Below are 21,726 nucleotides of genomic sequence, written 5' to 3' on the forward strand. Positions count from 1 at the left end.
TCGAACTAATAAAAACAGGTCAAACCCTTGATATATCAATATTTATAGAGGGAGGTTATAAGGTAAAATGCACCCTAATCATAGATTAGTGGTGCATTTTTTTCTCGGTTATTTAGCTTTAATAAGCAAATTTTGATTTTTTATAGTGACAACATTAATGACTACAGCCCAAAAAATCAGTACAGGAAATGTTGTTAAAAGGTGAACGAATAGTCTTATCGGTATCGAAACAAAAGTTAAATAGCTGTTTATGGCATATAAAAACGCGCTTAAAATAAAAATCCCATTTAAATATGTGCTTATTGAGGATTTTTTCAATAAACGAAATAATAAAAAAGGAATAATCCCAGTAAAGTATAAATAATAGGCTGGTAAAAAAACAATGAACGTTAAAAGATCTGTTAAAAACGGGAACTCATTACCAGTATAATCTGGCATAAAAACTATAACAATATACAATAGTATTAGACTAGCTGCAAAAAGTAATATGTTTTTTCTCAATCGATCACCTTTTATCCTCTTCCGTCTACCACCACTATTCAACCTCGATTACTCTCTAACCATTATTTGAAAACCGTGGAATGCAATTCCTTTAAATTCGTCATCATAAATTGACTTTACCACATAAGTGTAAGTTCCATTTTCAGAAGGGATAATAAAGCTATTATCGGTAATAGGCACAGGGGCATATTGATCATCTTTCACCAGGTAAAGTTCAAGTGTATTTGGGTATGGTAATGTTTTTTCTTTTGCTGGATCATAATCAAAAATAATTTTAATCGATGTGTTAGGTGGTAATTGCGATTTTTGATAGGTTTTTATCTTTTCCTCTGGAGAGTAGTTTAACTCAGAAAAACATTGATTGATATCCTCATTCCAGCAATGGCCTAATAAACCTACAAACGATGGTGTTGTGTCTATGTTGTTTTCGCCAAGGTCTAACCTAATGCCTCTTGGCTTACTATTCGATTCATAGACTGTTCGATTATCTACATAGGGCTCAACCTCGGTTTCCTTTTCTTTCGGCGAATCCTGGCATCCCACAAGTAATAGACTAGCCATTATCATTAACATGAATTTTTTCACAGTCATTCCCCCTGTCATTTACAACACATTATATTTAACAATTAGAATATAATCAATAAAATGTAAAAATACGGTTAATTATGCTAATATGCAAGGAAAGGAGGGATGATATGTTTCCGTTATTGCGTTTTGATTTTATAAAAATGAGACGGTCACGTTTTACATTCATCTTACTGTTGCTATTGCTTCTAGTGGTTGGTGGATATTATTTTTACATCGATAAGAAAGAGATGCCAATGGAAGAGGTAGAGACACTCATTCTATCCAATCTTGAGCTTAATAGAGTTGAGTATGAGGCTGCACAAAAGGAAGTCGACGAGAGCGATGGATTTATGGGTATGGAACTGAAGCATAGGTTCGAGAATTCAGAGCGACAGTATCGTTCATATCAATTAATGCATGAAGGATTCACGAACGAGGATTGGGCTGTATATTGGCAAGGAGAGCTGATGAACATTGGAAATATGGAAGAAACAAAGAGGAAGGAATTACTTCATGTGAAAAATAGTTACACATGGTATACCCCTTTTACTGTTTTTTCTCATATGGATCAAATGAGGTGGATGGAGGAACGAGGAATTCAACCAGTTTTTCCTACTCACTGGGGTAGTTGGCTAACCCTATATGACCAAGAGTTTTCAGACCCTGTATTAGAAAAAGTGGTCAATAAAGGATCCGTAAAATATTCTTCCTCTGGCTTTCACTTTATATATTATGTATTTCAATACGGATTTGGCCTAATGGGTTTGTTGTTTTTCTTATTCCTTTTCGCTGATATAGTAACGAAAGAAGGCTTTGGCAGGAACGGACCAATCTATATGTTACGTACGCAACCCATTCGAAGAACATCATTTTGGTTGTCGAAGAGTATTTTTGTCATGGTAGGATCTGCTGCTACTATACTATTCGTTGCCCTAATCGGCCTAGGATTTGGCTTAGCATTTAATAGAATCGGTGATTGGGATTATCCTATACTCATATATGGAACGGATCGAACGTATTCCTTTTTAACGATTGCCGAATTTTTAGGAAAATCCTCTGTTATGTTCTTACTTGTTTTAGCTCTTGTATTTTCACTATTGTTTTTATTTTCTCTACTAACGAATCGAGCCATCCTAGCAATTGGATTAACGAGTATTGTCATTTTTGTTGGGCAAATGCTTACGGACCAGGCGATGCTACTAAGCTTTGCACATTGGATACCGTTCAATTATATCGAGGCATATCCGATTGTAAATGGCGCGTATGCAATTGAAAAAAACAACGCACTTTTCACCTATAACCAAGGAATTTTATCCCTAGCATGGAGTACAAGCATAATTCTTCTTATAACAGTTGCGTTAGTGAAATTGAAAAAAGGGGTGAGAGTATGATTATTAATGTGCAGGGATTAAAAAAACAATATAAGAAACAAGAAGTATTAAAAAATATTACATTTCAAATTGACCAACCTAAAATTGTTGCACTTGTTGGGCCAAATGGATCCGGAAAGACGACGATGCTCAATTGCTTAATGAATTTATTACCGTTTCAAGAAGGGGTAGTGACGATACTAGGAAAGAGCTATAAGGATCCGACGCTCTTTTATGAAGTCTCCTACCTGCAAGATAATCGTGTGTTATATGGTGATCTTACGGGGGAAGATCATCTTAAATTTATTTGCTATGCACAAAAGCTACCTGTGAAAAAAGCAAAGGAAGTAGCAGAATACATTGGCATGACGAGTTATGCAAAGAAGAGAGTTCGTAGTTATTCCCTCGGTATGAAGCAGCATTTACTGCTTGCGATGGCTGTACTTAATAATCCGAAACTCGTCTTACTTGATGAACCGATAAATGGACTCGATCCGACGAGTGCCATTCATATGCGCAATATTTTGTTGGACTTACATGCTAAAGGGACTACAATTATTATTTCTTCCCATAATCTTGATGAAATTGATAAGATGACAAATACGATTTTTTTCATGAAGGATGGAGAAATTTTAGAGGAATCTTTAAAGGATTTAAACATTCCGCATTATACGCTTACTGTGTCAGATCCGACGAAAGCAAATGAAGTTTTTAAATCGGCTGGCCTGGCTTTAGAGTATCAGGAAGATAAAATGACATTTAGTGAAGCTTCGTTGCCTCTACAACGAGCGATTGATGAGCTTAATCAAAATGGGATACAAATCTCTCATATTGAAAACAGAAAAATTGGTGCTGAGAAACGATACATGGAGCTGTTTGAAAGTGAGCTGAAATTATGAGACTTTTCATTTTTGAGCTAAAGAAAATCTTATTAGGCAAACGCTTTTCATATACTATGTTGTTGTTATTTGCTTTCATTATTGGGCTTTATTTCCGCAATGTAGCATTCCAGGATTTGGTGTTAGAAGAACAAGAAAGGGGAGTGATTGAATATACACAGGAAGCACAAAGCATGTTAAGAGCTCTTAATCAATCACCTGAAAATGCTGAAATTAAAGAGAGGATTAATCATCTCGCAACTGCTTTAAATGCATTGTATGAGTGGAAGCCCCTTATCAAATCAGACGATTGGCAAATGCGTCTGCAAAAAGAAAATGCTTTTTTAACGTCAATGATCTCCTATAAGGAAGCTAACGGAGAATTTTCAATAAAATCGAAAGAGATGCAGCAAACGCTTGCATTTAATGAACGATTACTTTCGCAAGGGATTCAACCAAATTCAGAAAACTATAGCATAGCTCTGCCTAACTTCATGAAGGGGATAACCGACTTGTTTGTAAATGTTGGTGCCCTATTAATTCTTCTGCTATTGGTTGGCGATATGATATCGATGGAGTATGAACAAGGTAGTATTCGTCTCTTATATACGCTGCCGATAAAAAAATCTTCCATTCTCCATGCAAAATGGGCAAGTGCAGTTGTGACCTATTTATTAGTTACCGTTTCCATTTACGTGATGACGTGGATAGCAGGAACTTTAATTGGAACAACCGGTACCTTTTCATATCCAGTCTTTATGGAAAATGAAAAAGGAATCTCTTTTATTTCAATCGCTGAATATATGCAATGGAGTCTGCTATGTACAACAAGTATCGTACTATTTGTATTCTCGCTTTGCTTATTAATTAGTCTTTTTGTTAAGAATTCAATTGTTACCTTGCTAATACAAGCAATTATCCTAATTGGAGGTTTTTTTACACTACAGGCGATGCCAATCCCCGCAAAATCTTGGGTAGATCCATTCCAATTTGTCTTTGCTGGGATAACTGTACAACAAGTTGGTGCGGATTGGTACCAGGGTGTGCCTATTATTATATTGCTGACAGTTATCTTTTATATGTTTTCCTTAGTGAAAATAAATAAATCGAGTGGATTTTAATGGGAGGAAGTAAATGAATAAAGAAAAGTTAATGAAGATGATGACAATTGGGGTTGCACTAACACTTATCAGTATTTTCCTTTTCGTTTTTGGTGTTGAAATAGGTACTGGCTTGACAGATATGTGGCGGAGAGGAAATGCGGGTGTTATTGATAGTGTTTCATATACCATTCGATTAGAGGGTACAATCAACAATTTTTTAGTAGTAGGCGGTATTTGCCTCTTTATCGGCTTGGTGACAATGATTATTACTTATTATAAATTGCTATGTTTGGAAGAAAAATAGCATGATAGACCTAAAAAAATCAAAGTTGTAGATTTAAAATAAAGCTCGATAATTTGTAAAAAGGTATGCTACTATATGAATATTTTTTGTACCTTATTTTAGAGATAATAGAAATGATTTTCGGAATGTTTTAGACCATATGTGAAAGTGACTTGTCTTAGGAGAGATAAAAAATGATTGAATTACGAAAAATAACAGGGGATAACATAGAGGAAGTAATAGCACTTGAGGTGGAAGAAAACCAGGAAGTCTTAATAGAAACTACTAACCTTAGAAGCTTTGCAGATGCTCATATGTTGAACGGTGAAGGGATACCAGCGACTCCTCTTGCTATTTATGCTGATGATGTTGCGGTTGGATTTTTGATGTACATTTATGATACCTTGGATCATGAATCATTTGAACATGAAGTTTTTTACGGGAAAAAGAGCTATTTTATTTGGCATATTATGATAGGGGAGAGTTACCAGGGGAAAGGATATGGCAAGCTTGCCTTTGAAAAAATGTTGATGGATATTGAAGCTATGCCAGATGGAGAAGCAGAATTTGTAACACTCTTTTACCATAAAAGTAATGTCAAAGCTAGAACATTATACGCTTCATTTGGTTTTGTAGATACAGGCATCATTCAGGGTAATTCGATATTGGCGCTTAAAAATCTAGATAGGAAAATAACGGAATTATTAGTAGAATAGAATCCCACGGAAAGAAATGTAAGCAATCAACGTTTCGCCCCATAATATGATCAAACTTTAGTTGAAACCAACAATTATCTTTCCTTGGGTGCGCAATTAAAAAAACTTCATTGAGTACCCATTTTTAATATATGATAAGATAAATACTCGAGCCAATGTCATAAAAAGTGTTTCCAAGAAGAATTACGAACATTTTATTGGAGCGGAGGGCGGCGACTCCAACGAGAAAATCAAGCGAAGCGTCAGCAACAAGAGCAGTAGCTCGGTGCTTGCCCGCGAAAAGGTTAGCCTGTAGCGTAACCATATGAATGATGGTCATTTATCTTTGTAGTGTTCTGATTTTTTGATGAAAATTTGAAATTAACGTACGTACATAAAAAGCAATGAGAAGGATGAAAACGATGAAAACGATTGAGAAATGCATCGCTTTAGTAAAAGAAATCTATGACGGAATGGATGCTAGTCATGATTTTCAGCATATCGAACGGGTGTATCAAAATGCACAAGCAATACTGAGGACCGAGCCGACTGCCAATGCAGAAATTGTAGGGCTAGCTGTGCTCCTACATGATGTAAGTGATGCAAAATATGCACAAAATAAGGACGCTGAAGAAAGAATTTTAAATGAGCTAGCTCTACCTGATGAGGAACGAATGCATATACAAGATATAATTGCTTCGGTTTCATTTAACGGTGGCAATGAGCTAGAAGCGAAGACGATTGAAGCAAAAATCGTTCGTGATGCTGACCGTTTAGATGCCATTGGTGCCGTTGGGATTGCGCGGACGTTTGCTTATGGTGGGGCAAAGGGGCGTAAATTGTATGATCAAGAAGAGGAAGCTCGAGTATCGATGACTGTTGAGGAATACCGAACTAAATCAACGGCATCTGTGACACATTTCTACGAGAAGCTACTCCTTTTAAAGGACCTCATGGTGACAGAGAAAGGAAAGGAAATGGCAGAAGGTAGACATGCATTTATGCTATCCTTTTTAGAGCAGCTAAAAAACGAAAAGAACGGGAAAGCCTAATTGTAAGGGCATTCCCGTTCTTTTTATTTTTTAAGCATATCATTTTATTAACACATCAAGATGAATTATGATGACTATAGGGAGGTTAATTTTCTTATTTTTAATGATTATGAAAAACACAACAAATGAGAAATAGAAAATATGCAAAAGCATGAAAAGATAGAAAAGAAAATTATACTATTATCACTATGGACCGGAATTTGTTTTGTTATTTTTGAATTTTTTGCGGCCATCTATACTGGCTCACAATCTGTATTAATGGATGCTGCCTATGATGCCTCTGAATTACTAATGCTTGGATTAACCTTGTTTCTGATGCCTCTTTTTTACCGACCTATTTCAGAAAAACGCCCTTTTGGATATGCCCAAATAGAATCCTTTTTAGTTATTATTAAAGGGTTTATGATGCTTTCTGTAACGATAGGCTTATCTGCGAAAAGTGTGGAAATCGCCCTTTCAGGAGGTAATCTTGTTGATGGTGGTTTAATTTCCGTTATTCAATTTATCATCGCCTTGGCCAGCCTACTAGTACTAGTAGCGATGCAACGGTTGAATCGTTCTATTTCTTCTCCAATTATTGATGTCGAAATTTATGGCTGGAAAATTGATGTTGCTTACAGTTTAGGTATGGGAGCAGCATTCTTTGCCTCTACTTTTTTCGAAGGAACTAAACTAGAAATCTTATCCCCTTATTTTGACCAAATTATTGCACTTCTTATTATAATTTTCATGTTACCAGAAGTAATTAAAATGTTATTTAGAGCTATTAAGGATTTATTTTTATTCTCACCAGAAACAGAAACAATGGAAACGGTGAAGGATATATGTGGAACTATTTTATCGGAGTGGAAGATAGAGCCAACCTTTTATGATGTAACACGAACGGGACGTCGAATGTGGGTAGTCGTTTATTTTCAGGTGCAAAAAGAATTTTTGGAGGTTGCCGCATTAACTAAAGCAACAACTGCAATCAATAGAGCCTTGCATGAGCAATTTGAGCACTGTGTTTGTGAACTAATCCTGGATACTGATCCATTAAAAAATAAAAGTGTGGATTCACTCAATTCAAATGAATAGTCCATTTGAAGAAAGCCTCCGATCATTATGGAGAGCTTTTTTCGACTTAAATCGACTTATTCTAGTTCATCAAAGTGCATTCACACGACAAATCAACTATAATTGAAACTATAAGCTATTAGAGCTGATATGCATTTTATAAGCATTACTAGCTAATAATTGAAAGAGACGTGTTCTAATGAGTCATTTAATCTTATCAAATTTAACAAAAACAGTGGGCGATAAAACGCTATTTCAACATATTGAATTTACAATTTATGAAGGAGAACGTGCTGGTTTAATCGGAATAAATGGTACCGGAAAGTCTACCTTACTTTCGATTCTCGCCGGAGTACAGGAGGCAGATACGATTAGTATGGATTGCCCCAATAAATATCGTATTGCTTATTTAGAGCAGGATCCAACTTTTACAGATGGGGAAACGGTGTTGCAGGCGGTGTTTAGTGGAGATGCTCCAAGTCTACAGTTGAACCGAGAGTATGAGAGAGTGCTTGCGGACCTATCTAAAGAGCCAGAGTCTGAAAGCCTGCAAAATAAATTATTTTCCCTACAACAGCGAATGGATGCTGAAAATGCATGGGATGTGAATGCATTAGCAAAACAGGCACTAACGAAGCTCGGCATCGATATGTTTGATGCCAATGTAACCGATTTATCTGGCGGGCAGCAAAAGCGTGTCGCTCTTGCAAAGGTACTTATTGAGCCAGCCGATTTGTACTTGCTGGACGAGCCGACGAACCATTTAGATGTCGAATCGACAGAATGGCTACAGGAAATGGTATCTCGACTAAAGGGCGCTGTTATTTTCATTACACATGATCGCTACTTTTTAGATGAAATGGCCACTCATATTTATGAATTGGCAGACGGTACATTATATCGCCATAAGGGTAATTATGCTGATTATTTAGAGGCTCGTGCAATTCGTGAGGAAATGAATGCCGCATCGCAGGCAAAGCTTCGTAACCGATATCGATCTGAGCTCAAATGGATTCGTCGTGGGGCAAAGGCAAGAACAACAAAGCAAAAGGCTAGAATTCAGCGTTTTGAGCATTTAGACGAACAAATTGATCGTTCGCAGGATGACGGGAATCTAGAGCTAGCACTTGCCACAACTCGTCTTGGTCGGAAAGTATTAGAGGCGGAAAGTATTTCAAAATCTTTCGGTGATCGTGTTATTTTAAAGGATTTTGCGTTCTTACTTCAGCAAGGAGACCGGATTGGGATTATTGGCGGAAATGGTTATGGTAAATCAACGCTGATGAATATTTTAGCTGGAGAGCTAGAGCCAGACGAAGGTGAAGTACTTGTTGGCTCAACTGTAAAACGTTTACACTTTAAGCAGACACCGCCTAAAATGAATGAAAATGAACGGATGATTGAATATATTCGCGAGGCATCTAATGATATTACGGATGGAGAAGGCGTGCGTTATTCTGCAGCCCAAATGCTAGAGCGTTTCCTTTTCCCGTTACATACGCATGGCACACCTATTAGTAAATTATCAGGTGGAGAGCGTAAAAGATTGCATCTATTACGGTTATTGATGGAGCAGCCGAATGTTCTTTTATTGGATGAGCCGACGAACGATTTAGATATAGAAACGCTCGGTGTTCTAGAGGATTTTATCGAGAGTTTCCCAGGGGTTGTTATTACAATTTCCCACGATCGCTTCTTCTTGGATCGTATTGCGAAAAAGCTTTGGATACTAGATGGTAAAGGTCAAGTTGAGGAAAGCTTAGACATTTATACGGACTACTTAGCGAAGAAAGAACAGCGAGTGAAAGAAGAAGTAAAAGAAGTAAAGCAGGACAAGCCGAAGCAAGAAAAATCAAAGGCTGAAAAGAAAAGATTAAGCTTCAAGGAACAAAAGGAATGGGAAACAATTGGGGATAAGATTGCCCAAGTAGAAGAGGCAATCACACAAACGGAAGAAGGCATTTCTACAGCGGGCGCAGATTTCACAAAGCTACAAGAACTTACAGCAAAGCTGGAAGAGTTAAATGCCGAGTATGAGCATTTAATCGAGCGCTGGAGTTATTTAGAGGAAATTGTAAACGGATAGGAGAGATACTGTGAAAATATTATCAATTGAACCAACACCAAGTCCAAACTCGATGAAGATTATCATTAATCAGGACCTTCCGTTTGGCAAAAGCTTCAACTATACGAAGGACAATATTACCGAAGCACCAAAGGATATTAGAGCGATTTTCTCAGTTGAAGGTGTAAAAGGAATCTATCATGTATCGAACTTTTTAGCCGTTGAGCGAAATGCGAAATACCCTTGGGAAAATATTTTATCGAGTATTCGTATCGCCTTAGGGGAACAGGGTGAAGTATCACAGGTTGAAAAAGAGGCAGATGACCATTTTGGTGAAGTATACGTACATGTACAAATATTTAAAGGCGTTCCGCTCCAAATTAAAGTGTTTGATAATTCTTCAGAAATTCGCATTTCGACGGGGAATCGCTATACAGAGGCGTTTCATGCTATTCAAGTAAAGGAAGCGGATGAAAACTATATTTACCAACGAAAATGGGTAGATTACGGAATTCGCTACGGAGAAAAAGAAGAAATTGCACAGGCTGTTTTACAAGAGGTGGAAGCAACGTACCCAGAGGAGCGTATTACACACATTGTGGAAGCAGCAAATTCTCAGAAAAAGGTGATTCCAAAGGAGCGTCAAAAACTGACGATCGAGGGGTTTTCAGTACAGGATTGGCAGCAGCGATTCCAACTGCTAGATCAAATGCCAGAGCCGGAGTTGGACGATATTCCCGTTTTAACATTGGCACTGGATGATGAGCAAATGGCTATTCGCCGTTTAGCTACTGTGTATTTAGGGATGATTGAGGATGTAGCAGTAGTACCAGCTTTAACAAAGGCGCTAAAAGACAAAAGTGCAGCTGTTCGTAGGACTGCCGGAGATTGCATGAGCGATTTAGGCTTACCAGAATTCGAGCAGGCAATGATAGAGGCGCTAAAGGATAAAAATAAGCTAGTAAGATGGCGCGCGGCGATGTATTTATATGAAACAGGTACAGAACAAGCTCTTTCAGCATTACATGAGGCAGCAAACGATGCAGAATTTGAAGTAAAGCTGCAGGTGAAAATGGCAATCGCCCGTATTGAACAAGGTGAGGAAGCAAAGGGCTCTGTTTGGAAGCAAATGACAGAATCGAGATTGAATTAATTTTGATTCATAATAGAGAAAAAGGATTCGGGTTCTGTCGCCCGAATCCTTTTTTAATCCTGATAATCCGCATTCGTAAAGAAAATAGCGACCGTACCAGAACCAACATGTGATCCAATTGCTGAGCCAATTTGTGTAATGTCAAAGCCTTTTGGCAAAAATCTATTTTCAATCGCTTGTTTCACATCCGATAACAGCTTTTCATCATTACTATGTGAAAGACCAATAATTTTATTTGAAAAATCTCCACCTCGTTGCTCCATTATATCAATCATGCGAGAAATCGCTTTTCTATGTCCTCGTATTTTTTCTAGAGGCACAAGCTTGCCATTCTCTATATTTAAAATAGGCTTTATATTGAGTAATCCTCCAAAAAAAGCACTCGTTCTTGAGAGACGACCACCCCTAGCTAAGTAATCTAAATTTCCTACCGTAAAAAGATGCTCCATACTCTCGGACATTTCGATTATCGCTTCTATAATTTTCTCATACGGAATACCCTCATCACGAAGAGCTACAGCCTTTTTGACTAAAAGCCCTTGTCCTAGTGAAGCACATTTTGAATCGATAATCGTTAGTTTTAGGTCGGGATCGCTTTCAAGCAATTGCTTATGAATCATGACAGCGGTATTATATGTTCCAGAAAATTCGGATGAAATTGAAATATAAATTCCTTCTTCATTTTCCTTTCCTAATTGACCAAAGTGCGTTAAAAATACTTCAGGAGACAATTGTGAAGTTTTTGCTCTAGCACCCTGTTCCATCGCTTCGTAGATTTGCCTCGCATCAATACCAAAAACATCCTCATAGTCTTGGCCATTTAAATGTACATGAAAGGGGAATAGCGTAATCCTATTTTCGCTATAGTATTCTTTCGGCAAGTCACAACTGCTATCGGTGAATATTTTCATAAAAATTGCCTCCTACTCGAAATAGTTTCAATTATATTTAAAAAAGAGCTAAACTTTGTCAAAATATGATTATGATATTTTCAGAAAAGATGCAAATTATTTATTATATTAGAGATATGAAGAGGAGAAGGAAATTATGACTATAACAGGAGATTCAAAAGAAGGAAAAATAATTAGCGTTGTTGTAAAAGGTCTCGTTTTTAATAAGGGGCGGCTGCTTATTGTACAACGGGCTCCTGATGATGAATTTGGTGCAGGAACGTGGGAATCAATTGGTGGCAATTTGCAATTTGGTGAAACGCTTGAAGAAGCCCTGCAGCGAGAGTTTTTAGAGGAAGTCTGTTTAGAAGTTACTGTAAACAAACTATTGTACTCATCAACATTCTATACTTCGGCACATCGTCAAATAGTGCTGCTAGTCTATTTATGTCAGAGTGAGAAGGAAGACATCGTTTTATCTGATGAGCATAGTCAATATAAATGGGCGACAAAGGCCGAGCTGAAAAATCTATTACCCGCTCCGATACTTCAAGATTTTAAAAGGCATCATATTTTTAACATACAAGACTTCGTACAATAAGCAGTGCCAACAAAACTATGTTTGTGCCTCTTAAATGTTGGAGAAGAAAATTTGAACGAAGTTGGGATTTTTACAGTCTAATATGTAAAGGGATAGAAAAGAGGTGTTCGGGATGGACGAAAAAATAATCAAGAGAGCAATTGCCCGGGATGAAAATGCTATTCTCCAATTACTTGATTTTTATGAGGATACACTATATAGAACGGCCTATGCATACTTAAAAAATGAGCATGATGCACTCGATGCAATGCAGGAGCTAACGTATTGTACATTAAAAAAGCTACATACAGTAAAGGAACCACAATATGTACGAACATGGCTTATGCGTGTGCTCTTAAATATTTGTCATGATATGAATAAAAAAAGGAAAGACGTCCCATTTACCGACAGGCTAGAAGGCGAAGCAACACTAGATACGGACATTGAAATTCTTCAAATTATTGAGGGACTACCGTTGCGAGAGCAGGAGGTCATCTATTTAAAATATTTTCAGGGGCTGCAAAACAATGAAATTGCGAAGCTTCAAAATGTCCCAGAAGGCACTGTGAAATCTCGTGTCCATAGCGCGTTAAAAAGATTACGCTCCATAGTAGGGCAAAGGGGGGAATTGTAAATGACTAAATTTCAAGATTTCGAAGAATTAGAAAAGGCACTAGAAAAAATTGAAGTCCCGAAAGAAGCGCTGCGAGAGCGTAAACAATTAGCGTTAACTCAAATTCAAAGAGAACGGAAAAAGAAACGCCGTACAATTCAAAGTGTAGTACTTGTCGCGACGTTAATGCTTGTATTTGTCACTTCAATTCGTGTATCCCCTGCATTTGCTCAAGCTATTGCAAAAATTCCCGGCTTTGCACCACTAGTCGAGATGATTGCCTATGATAAAGGGATGATAGATATATTGGAGTTTGAATATTACGAGGAACTGGGCATTAGCGAGACTAAAAATAATTTAACCTTAACGCTAGTAGGAGCTGTTGCTGATGGATCGGGTATGGTTCTTTCATATAAATTGGAAGCCCCATATGATATTTCAAAGCTTGAAACGAAAAAGCTAGAATTAATGCATAATGACGAGGGGATAATGGGGGCACTTATGTATAGCTGGCCTGTTAAAGAGCCAACCAAAATCATCGAAGACAAAATTATTGTCACTTCTAAGGAAGGATTGGATTATTCAAATAAAGAATTTCAGCTCGATATAGGATTTGATGATCCTGCGGAAACTACATTCTCAATCCCTTTTACGTTAAGAAAGCCGATTGCTGAAACGAAAATCTATGAGCTGAATAAAGAAGTGAGTCTTGAAGGGCAAAAACTGATGATTGAACGTCTGCTTATTTCACCACTTCGAGCAGAACTTAAAATAGAATTGCCTGAAAGCAATTCAATGCAAATATTAAGTTTAGAAAATAATATTAAGCTACTAGATGAACATAACGAAGAGTGGGGACGAATTACTAATGGTGTTATAGGCTTTGGTTCGCTAAGGGACGGTGAATATTCGTATTTCATGCAAAGTAATTATTTCCGAGAGCCCAAAAAGTTAACGCTCGTACTTGAGGATGTAACGGCTTTACAGAAAGGGCAGGATTATATTGAAGTCGATTTTAACAAGAAGGAAGTCATTTCAAAACCAGCGATGATTACGCCACTAATCGAGGTGAAGGAATCAGAGGTTGTACTAACGACGTATACAAAAAATGCTAATGTAGCAGCTTCCTTCCACCATCTAATTGATGCAACTGGAAAAGAATTTTATGGGGACGGTCAGTGGTATCATGAAATTGAAGGGGGCATTGAAGCAGGATACTCCTTTGATACATCACAAATACAAAATCCCGTAAAGCTATATTTTGATAACTACCCCAATTTTTTAAAGGGAAAAATAGAAATCCAAGTGAAGTAATCCCTCTAGGGCAATCGCTTTTCACATAGCGATTGTCCTTTTTTGCTTGAATAAAAATTTTATGAAACTATTTTAGGGATTCATTCGTCTATGCGGTGAAAAAGGAGGTGGCGGCTTGCTGGTAGAAAAAGAAATGAACGAAGTAATGGATACATACAGCGGCTATTTATTGCAGCTTAGTTATTTATATGTGAAAAACTGGGCAACTGCTGAAGATATAGTGCAAGAAAGCTTTATAAAATATTTTAGATATCATGAGCAGTTTAAAGGTGAGGCGTCATTAAAAACGTATTTAGGAAAGATCACGATACACACTTGTCACGACTATTTACGAAGCTGGAAGGGGAAAAGTCAGGTATTTTCACAACTCTTACTAGGCAAAGCACCTTCTACTGGGCTTACTGTAGAGAACCAAATACTGAGGGCACTTGATGAGACAGAGCTTACAAAACAAGTACTCGGGCTGCCTTTAAAATACCGAGAAGCAATTATCCTATTCTATTACGAAGAGTTGACGACAGCCGGGATAGCAAGTTTACTTGGACTATCCGAAAATACTGTGAAAACAAGGCTCAAACGTGCCAGAGAAATGTTAAAGCTCAGATTAAATGAAAGAGACTGGGAGGTGTTACGGTATGAGTAAATTTCAGAGGGAACGTGCCAAAGTATTCGGAGATGTTCGTCTATCGAATAGAAAAAAGCAAGAGGTAATTGAGCAAGTAAAACAACCACAAAAATCACGCAAGCTTTTGCCCATTGCATTAGTTGCTTGTATCTCTATAATAGCCCTGTTTTTTATAGTAAATGGCTTTCAAACATCTCCAGCTTATACAACTGCTAGTCTGAAGGAAGAGTTTGAAAAAATAACTTCTAAATGGGAAGGAACGAAGGTAGAAGTCATCCATACAGAGCTGCCATTCCGAGAAAAGAATGATGCATTGATTATAAGTCTTGTAGATAAAGGGATTGTGCGCCTAGATTATATGGAGTATAAAGATAAGAAGTGGAAGATAGCTTCAACGGGTGAGGGTGCACTATTAAATGATGAATATCCTCGTAAATGGACATCTTCAGTAATGGACGGTTTCTCTATTTTTAGTGGTATTTTAGATGACTCTTCGGAACAACTATATGTTGGAGACGAGGCAGTGAAAACAATCGAAGTGAAAGGGAAAACATTTTGGTACGGAATTGCAAACTCTAATGGAACACCTGTTTTTGCTGAAAAGGACGGGAAGAAAACAAGAATATTTGATTCTTCATTTGGATTTCCTACACTTGTTCCAGTAATTTATAAGCCAGTAGGTGATGATTATGTGATGAGTTTTAGTGGAGATGCAATGAATCTCGGTGGAAATGAATATAGCGAGTTTTCGTTAGTGATTGATCCGGACTATTATTCAAACAATGATTTTAGTGTAGAAGATGTCATTTTAGTGGAGGGAGAGAATGGACCAACTATTACAAGGATTATCGAAGTTAACTCTAGTAATAACTCTTATGACATAACTGTTACAGAAGGCACTATTTTAATAAACAATTATAATATTCCTTCTTATTTTACAACTGGAAAAGTCAACGGAGATGTAAATTACCCTTTCGAGGAAACGATTCATTACGGAACAATAGGAAAAGATGAAGTATTTGTTATGCCTGATAATTGGGGCAGTGACGGGGTGCGTGGTATAATCCCGAAGAGCCAAATTCTTGGGAAGGTGCGCGGCTATCATATTATGGATGTAGAAGTTGACTGGTCGAGTGATGAATGGGCGTTGTATGAACAACTGGAATCGGGAAAAGAACTAGAGGAGGATGTGCCCCCGTTACAGGTTGCACGAGTGCAACTTTTAGCCATGTCCAAAGGTGACTATAAAGTGGCACATTCTTTATATAATGAGTCTATTTCATATGAGCATTTTATCAGCTATATGGAGCAAATAAAAACACAATATACGGAGCAGCAAGCCAAATATTATGCTTATTTATTACAATCAGCACAATTTGATAAAGCTTCAAATGAACTACGAGTAAAAGATCCCTTCAGTGAATCTAATATCTTTGTGTGGGGAATGGTGAATGAGAATGGCTGGAAGGTAAAATTTATATCAACGAAATATTAAAAAGAAATCGGTGAGAACGGAATGTTTTCACCGATGGCTTACTTTTGTAGGATAGTAGACCGTATACAGGATGCTGCCAAAAATAAGCAGGATGCCGGCAATTTGCACGATTGATGGACTAAATGAAAGAATAAGCACATCAAGTAATATGGCGACGACAGGGTCCACAAATACTAAAACAGATACTACAACTGTAGAGAGATTACGAATACTATCGAAGAATAAATAATAAACAAAGCCTGTATGAATAATGCCTGTCCCTAAAATGTAAAGCCAGTTCGTAGTCGTGAGCCCCTCAAATACTGTAAAATCACAAAATGGGAACAGCATAAGGATCCCAACAATCGTTTGAAGAAATGTTAAAGCGTATGAGGAAACCCCTGAAATCGTTTTACTAATAAATACAGTAAGTGCATAGCAAACAGCAGATAGCAATGCCCACCCAAATCCTGAGCTCGCAAAATCATTAAATGAGGAAAAGTTTTCTAATCCAACAATTAAAATACTTCCAATGAAGCAAACAATCGTTGCAAGTATAGCGCCAAAGGACATTTTTTCAGCAAGAAGCACAACACCTAAAATAAGAACGAAAATCGGTGCCAGATTATAGATCGAAATGGCAATTGAGATTGACATTTCCTCAAAGGCTTTAAATAAGAACACCCAATTAAGCACGAGGAAAATCCCACATAGGAGCGTTTTTTCGATCTCCTTTTTATTCCACTTTTCTGATTTATGCCCGCCAACGATTAGCCACATCCCGCCAAGAAATAGGGTTGCACAAATGCAGCGAATGAAAACGAGCTCAACAGCAGGGATGCCAGTATGTATCGTAAAAAATCCAATCGATCCAAAAATAGCCATTGCAACCGTTAACTTTATCATTGCTGCTATATTCATTGATGTCCCTCCAATTACAGAATGAATTTACTATACCAAATTATGGCTAGTAGTACACGCTATATATAATAGACGCTCTCTTTCTATCAACATAATTTTGGAAAGTAAAATAAGCATAAAAGTTTTAACGTGAAGCATACTTTCCTCAAATCATACTATTTTTAAAATTTCTTGTAACGTTTTTAAGCGACATACGTCTAATCCCTGAATCCATAGAAAGAAAGAGGAGAATTTACAATGAAAAACAAATTTTTAACGATGCTGCTAGTCGCGATGGTGGCAATTGTAGTGTCTGCGTGCGGACAATCGGAAGAAAAAAAGACAGCGAAATATGAGGAGCCGGAATTATCGGCAAAGGAAATGATCGATAAAATGCTTGATATGGTTGAGCAGCCAGCACTTATGGAATTACAACCGGACCAGGTGAAGGATTTTTATACTCTGAATACGGACAAGATTGAGGAATTGTCTATTAGAATTCCAATGATGAATATTAAGACAAATGAAATAGCTATTTTTAAAGTGAAGGATGAAAAAGATGTTGCTGAGGTAGAAGATGCCGTAAAAGCAAGAGCAGAGGCTGTGCAAAAACAATTTGAAACTTACCTTCCAGATCAATATGAGAATGCGAAAAACTATAAAGTTGTGACAAAAGGAAAGTATGTATTATTTGTTATTTCTGATCAAGCGGATGAGATTGTGAAAATATACCATAGCTTCTTTGAAAAATAAGCTATGGTATTTAGCAGCCTACTGTTTTTATTTTTCTTCTTACCGGTTGTTTTAATACTTTACTATTGCTCGCCGAGACGAATGAGAAATTGTATTTTATTCTTAACGAGCTTGGTGTTCTATGCATGGGGTGAGCCAGTCTATATCATCATTATGCTTTTTTCCACGGTGGCGGATTATTTTTTCGGTTTGCAACTCGACAAACCGAAGAAAACGCCATTCCAGCGTAAGTTGATCGTTACGCTCTCACTCATAGTTAATTTATTAGTGTTGTTTTATTTTAAGTATGCCAATTTTCTTATTGAGAATATTAATGCATTTTTAGGGACTACGATTCCGATGACGGATCTTCCTTTACCGATAGGCATATCATTTTATACGTTCCAATCGATGTCGTATATTATCGATGTTTATAGAGGGGAGGCTCGTGCACAGCGGAATTGGATTGATTTTGGGACCTATATATCCCTATTCCCTCAATTAGTTGCCGGCCCTATCGTTCGATATAATACGATTGCTGAACAGCTTCATCATCGAAAAGAGAATAGTAAAATGTTTGCTCAAGGTGTTCGTCGTTTTATTATTGGCTTAGCAAAGAAAGTGTTGCTTGCTAACAATATCGGGATGCTTTGGGATACGATCTCGAGCTCTAATATCAATTCGATGCCAATGCTCATGGCCTGGCTTGGTATTATTGCATTCGCTTTTCAAATATATTTTGATTTTAGTGGATACTCTGATATGGCAATCGGTCTTGGTCTTATGTTTGGCTTCCGCTTTAATGAAAATTTTAATAAGCCCTACGTGGCACAAAGTATTACTGATTTTTGGAGGCGATGGCATATTTCACTCGGCACATGGTTTCGAGAATATGTCTACATTCCGCTTGGTGGAAATCGCCAAGGGCTAATGAAACAAATTCGAAATATTTTAATTGTGTGGATGCTGACGGGCTTATGGCATGGTGCAAGCTGGAACTTCCTATTGTGGGGTCTATATTTTGGAGTTATTCTTATATTTGAGAAATGGTGGGGTTTAAAGCTACTTGGTGCATTACCTCGGTGGGTAAGACATGTATATGCTCTTGTTCTCATTTTATTTGGCTGGGTACTGTTTGCCTTTGAAGACCTATCGTCCATGATCGAATATCTGAAGGCAATGGTGGGGTTCAACCACCAATCGTTATGGGATTCTACGACAATTTATCTACTCTATACAAATGCGGTTCTCCTTATTATCTTACTTATTGCATCATTACCGAAAAAACATAAAGTTGTGACAGAACAAATGACGTTTGGTCAAGTTGCTTGGTATGGTTTTCTCTATGTTCTTTCTATCTCTTATTTGGTTGATGCAACGTTTAATCCATTCCTATATTTTCGTTTTTAGGGAGGGGAATTTATGAACTTTAAAGCAGAACGATTATTAATTTTGGGTTTTGTGGGCTCGATGTTTTTGATCCCGCTCCTCTTTTTCCTCTTACCTCAGCAACGTTTCTCAGAGCTTGAAAATAGGTATTTGCAGCGTGCCCCTCAGTTAACGTGGGATAATATTATATCCAATACATTTGCTGAGGAATCAGAGCTTTTTATTACGGATCATTTTCCATTCCGTGAAAAATGGCTATGGCTTAAGTCTGCTTCGGAAAAGGTGAGATTGCAACAAGAAAATAATGATATCTATTTCGGAAGGGATGGGTATTTATTCCAAGTTTTTGAAGAACCAGATTTTACAGAGGTGCTCAAGAATATTGAATCGGTAAATGCCTTTGAGAGAAGTTTTCCAAATGTGAATATGACATTCATGCTTGCACCTACATCGATTGGTCTATATCCTGAGCGTTTACCATGGTTAGCACCGTCGTATCCGCAAAGGGAGGTACATCGATTCATCCATCAACATATGGACAATGAGCTAGCCTTTATCGATGGCTTTGATTTTCTTACAAGGCATGCCGCCCAATCAATTTATTACCGGACAGATCATCATTGGACAACATTCGGAGCTTATTTAGCTTATACTGCCTTTGCAGAACACAAAGGATGGCAGGAGTTTTCTCAGGAGGATTATCAAATACGAACGGTGAGTGAATCGTTTTTAGGGAGCTATCATACGAAAGGGCAATTTATCGTGGTAAAACCGGATACGATTGAACAATATATTCGTAAGGAAGCCGTCAAAACTAGCATGTATATTGCGGATAGCGATCAAACCTTTTCGAGTATGTATGATAGTAGATTTTTAAAAAAGAAAGATCAATATTCATATTTCTTAGGCGGGGTACATGCCTTAATGAAGCTGAAGACGGAGCTTAGCCCGCAAAGGATGGAGCAGGAGAAACTATTAGTCATAAAAGATTCCTTTGCACATAGTGTACTCCCGTTTCTTACAGAGCATGTTGCGGAGATTCATGTGATAGACCTTCGCTATTATAACGGCAGCATCCATCAATATATTGCTGATAATGAAATAAAAGACGTGCTATTTTTGTTTAATACGACTTCGATAACGAATGACACATCCTTGTTAAAATTGAATTAAAGAGGGGCAGTACAGTTCAATGAAAACTGTACTGCCCTTTTCAAATTAGCCACGAGTTTGGCCTTCGCCGTATACGTAGTATTTTGTGGAAGTAAGTGCTGGTAATCCCATTGGACCACGAGCATGTAGCTTTTGTGTGGAAATCCCGATTTCAGCACCGTAGCCAAATTCGAAGCCATCTGTAAAGCGGGTAGAGGCATTATGGTATACAGCTGCTGCATCGATGGAATTTAAAAATAATGCGGCATTATCTGCATCCTCTGTTATGATTGCTTCTGAATGGTTTGTGCCGTATTTGTTAATATGCATAACTGCCTCTTCAACAGATTCGACAACCTTTACACTTAACGTAAGTGCTAAAAACTCTTCAGCATAGTGCTCTTCATTTGCCTGTAATGCAGAAGATAATTTTGAACAAACTTGTTCATCGCCATAAATTTGAATTCCAGCGGCAACTAAAGTATCTAACAATTCTTTCCCGTGAGAGGTAAAGAAATCGCTATGGATTAATAAGCTCTCCGCTGCATTACAAACAGAAGGGCGTTGTGTTTTCGCATTGATAATGATGTTAGTTGCCATATCGATGTTGGCAGCCTCATCAACAAAAATGTGGCAGTTTCCAGCACCTGTTTCTAGTACTGGCACGCTTGCCTCGCGAACGACGGTATCGATTAGCGCTTTACCACCACGTGGGATTAATACATCTAAATACTCATTAAGATTAAATAGCGTTTTCGCTGTTTCTCGGCTTGTGTCTTCTATTAAAAGAACAGCATCCTGTGGTAATCCGGCTTTTTCTAATGCTCGATGAATCGAAGAGACTAATGCGATATTTGAAAATTTTGCTGATGAGCTCCCACGAAGAAGAACTGCATTGCCTGTTTTAATTGATAGAGTTGCAGCATCAATCGTTACATTTGGACGTGCCTCATAAATCATACCGATGACGCCTAATGGTACGCGCTTTTTATAAATACGTAAGCCATTCTCCTTTGTAATATCCTCTAGTACTTCGCCAACTGGGTCAGGTAGTTCAACTAATAAGCGAATCGCTTCACTCATTGCACTAATTCGGTCCTGATTTAGCATAATACGGTCTAGCGTGGAGTCGGAAAGTCCAGTCTCCTTACCGTTTATTAGATCTTTTTTATTCTCTTCTATTATGCCTTCTTTATCTAACAACAGCTGATCAGCAATAGCGATGAGAGCAGCATTTTTTTGTTCTGTTGATTTTGTATTCATATGAAAGCTAGCTACTTTTGCGCGCTTTCCCTTAGAGATTACTTCATTTTCAATAATTGTATTTTCCATTT

At 37.6% G+C, this 21,726-nt stretch carries 21 protein-coding genes; 17 read left to right on the forward strand and 4 right to left on the reverse strand.

The window, feature by feature from the left end:
• Nucleotides 1-549: 549 nt before the first annotated feature.
• Nucleotides 550-1,086, reverse strand: coding sequence for a hypothetical protein (locus V4T18_RS16295; RefSeq protein ID WP_332651223.1), 537 nt, complete (start codon nt 1,084-1,086; stop codon nt 550-552).
• A 110-nt stretch (nt 1,087-1,196) separates the two neighbouring features.
• On the opposite strand from V4T18_RS16295, the gene V4T18_RS16300 reads away from it, so the two are divergent.
• The 9 genes from V4T18_RS16300 (at nt 1,197) to V4T18_RS16340 (ending at nt 10,723) form a co-directional block, all read left to right on the forward strand.
• Nucleotides 1,197-2,459 (forward strand): hypothetical protein, encoded by a 1,263-nt coding sequence (locus tag V4T18_RS16300; RefSeq protein ID WP_332651225.1) that lies wholly within the window; start codon nt 1,197-1,199, stop codon nt 2,457-2,459.
• Complete coding sequence (locus V4T18_RS16305; protein ID WP_332651227.1) at nt 2,456-3,337, forward strand: ABC transporter ATP-binding protein; 882 nt, start codon at nt 2,456-2,458, stop codon at nt 3,335-3,337. The genes V4T18_RS16300 and V4T18_RS16305 overlap by 4 nt, the downstream gene beginning before the upstream one ends.
• Nucleotides 3,334-4,437: an ABC transporter permease gene (locus V4T18_RS16310; RefSeq protein ID WP_332651229.1), complete on the forward strand. Its 1,104-nt coding sequence runs from the start codon at nt 3,334-3,336 to the stop codon at nt 4,435-4,437. Before V4T18_RS16305 ends, V4T18_RS16310 begins: the two co-directional genes overlap by 4 nt.
• A 13-nt stretch (nt 4,438-4,450) precedes the next feature.
• The gene (locus V4T18_RS16315) at nt 4,451-4,723 is read left to right on the forward strand and encodes a hypothetical protein (RefSeq protein WP_332651230.1); all 273 of its coding nucleotides are present in this window, start codon (nt 4,451-4,453) and stop codon (nt 4,721-4,723) included.
• 173 nt (nt 4,724-4,896) lie between these two features.
• Entirely contained in the window at nt 4,897-5,418 is a 522-nt protein-coding gene (locus tag V4T18_RS16320) for a GNAT family N-acetyltransferase (RefSeq protein WP_332651231.1), read from the forward strand.
• 401 nt (nt 5,419-5,819) lie between these two features.
• Entirely contained in the window at nt 5,820-6,449 is a 630-nt protein-coding gene (locus V4T18_RS16325) for an HD domain-containing protein (protein ID WP_332651232.1), read from the forward strand.
• A gap of 141 nt (nt 6,450-6,590) precedes the next feature.
• Complete coding sequence (locus V4T18_RS16330) at nt 6,591-7,526, forward strand: cation transporter (protein WP_332651233.1); 936 nt, start codon at nt 6,591-6,593, stop codon at nt 7,524-7,526.
• Nucleotides 7,527-7,704: 178 nt separating this feature from the next.
• Complete coding sequence (locus tag V4T18_RS16335; RefSeq protein ID WP_332651234.1) at nt 7,705-9,591, forward strand: ABC-F family ATP-binding cassette domain-containing protein; 1,887 nt, start codon at nt 7,705-7,707, stop codon at nt 9,589-9,591.
• Nucleotides 9,592-9,601: 10 nt separating this feature from the next.
• The gene (locus V4T18_RS16340; RefSeq protein WP_332651236.1) at nt 9,602-10,723 is read left to right on the forward strand and encodes a conserved virulence factor C family protein; all 1,122 of its coding nucleotides are present in this window, start codon (nt 9,602-9,604) and stop codon (nt 10,721-10,723) included.
• Nucleotides 10,724-10,776: 53 nt separating this feature from the next.
• Here the strand turns inward: V4T18_RS16340 and V4T18_RS16345 are convergent, their stop codons facing one another.
• Nucleotides 10,777-11,634 carry a DegV family protein gene (locus V4T18_RS16345; RefSeq protein ID WP_332651238.1) on the reverse strand — a complete coding sequence of 286 codons (858 nt, stop codon included), beginning with the start codon at nt 11,632-11,634 and terminating at the stop codon, nt 10,777-10,779.
• Between the two features lie 136 nt (nt 11,635-11,770).
• Here V4T18_RS16345 and V4T18_RS16350 point away from each other — a divergent pair, with 136 nt between their 5' ends.
• The 5 genes from V4T18_RS16350 to V4T18_RS16370 all read left to right on the forward strand — a co-directional run bounded on the left by V4T18_RS16350 (nt 11,771) and on the right by V4T18_RS16370 (nt 16,240).
• On the forward strand, nt 11,771-12,214 hold the full coding sequence (locus V4T18_RS16350) for an NUDIX hydrolase (protein WP_332651239.1): 444 nt from the start codon (nt 11,771-11,773) through the stop codon (nt 12,212-12,214).
• Between the two features lie 112 nt (nt 12,215-12,326).
• Nucleotides 12,327-12,827: a sigma-70 family RNA polymerase sigma factor gene (locus tag V4T18_RS16355; RefSeq protein WP_332651241.1), complete on the forward strand. Its 501-nt coding sequence runs from the start codon at nt 12,327-12,329 to the stop codon at nt 12,825-12,827.
• The gene (locus V4T18_RS16360) at nt 12,828-14,120 is read left to right on the forward strand and encodes a DUF4179 domain-containing protein (RefSeq protein WP_332651243.1); all 1,293 of its coding nucleotides are present in this window, start codon (nt 12,828-12,830) and stop codon (nt 14,118-14,120) included.
• Between the two features lie 115 nt (nt 14,121-14,235).
• Nucleotides 14,236-14,763: a sigma-70 family RNA polymerase sigma factor gene (locus V4T18_RS16365; RefSeq protein ID WP_332651245.1), complete on the forward strand. Its 528-nt coding sequence runs from the start codon at nt 14,236-14,238 to the stop codon at nt 14,761-14,763.
• A complete protein-coding gene (locus V4T18_RS16370) occupies nt 14,756-16,240 on the forward strand; it encodes a hypothetical protein (RefSeq protein ID WP_332651247.1) in 1,485 nt (494 codons plus the stop codon). The genes V4T18_RS16365 and V4T18_RS16370 overlap by 8 nt, the downstream gene beginning before the upstream one ends.
• 27 nt (nt 16,241-16,267) lie before the next feature.
• Here the strand turns inward: V4T18_RS16370 and V4T18_RS16375 are convergent, their stop codons facing one another.
• Nucleotides 16,268-17,140 carry a DMT family transporter gene (locus V4T18_RS16375; RefSeq protein ID WP_332651249.1) on the reverse strand — a complete coding sequence of 291 codons (873 nt, stop codon included), beginning with the start codon at nt 17,138-17,140 and terminating at the stop codon, nt 16,268-16,270.
• A 237-nt stretch (nt 17,141-17,377) separates the two neighbouring features.
• Between V4T18_RS16375 and V4T18_RS16380 the strand changes: the two genes are divergently transcribed.
• From V4T18_RS16380 to V4T18_RS16390, 3 genes are read left to right on the forward strand one after another with little or no spacing between them, the layout of a single operon-like run.
• A complete protein-coding gene (locus tag V4T18_RS16380; protein WP_332651251.1) occupies nt 17,378-17,872 on the forward strand; it encodes a DUF4358 domain-containing protein in 495 nt (164 codons plus the stop codon).
• 3 nt (nt 17,873-17,875) lie between these two features.
• Nucleotides 17,876-19,261, forward strand: coding sequence for an MBOAT family O-acyltransferase (locus V4T18_RS16385; RefSeq protein ID WP_332651252.1), 1,386 nt, complete (start codon nt 17,876-17,878; stop codon nt 19,259-19,261).
• Nucleotides 19,262-19,273: 12 nt separating this feature from the next.
• Complete coding sequence (locus V4T18_RS16390; protein ID WP_332651253.1) at nt 19,274-20,413, forward strand: DHHW family protein; 1,140 nt, start codon at nt 19,274-19,276, stop codon at nt 20,411-20,413.
• Nucleotides 20,414-20,458: 45 nt separating this feature from the next.
• Here the strand turns inward: V4T18_RS16390 and V4T18_RS16395 are convergent, their stop codons facing one another.
• Entirely contained in the window at nt 20,459-21,724 is a 1,266-nt protein-coding gene (locus V4T18_RS16395; RefSeq protein WP_332651254.1) for a glutamate-5-semialdehyde dehydrogenase, read from the reverse strand.
• Nucleotides 21,725-21,726 lie beyond the last annotated feature (2 nt).

Origin of the sequence: Lysinibacillus sp. 54212 (assembly GCF_036662795.1) — a bacterium.
Taxonomy (GTDB): Bacteria; Bacillota; Bacilli; order Bacillales_A; family Planococcaceae; genus Lysinibacillus_B.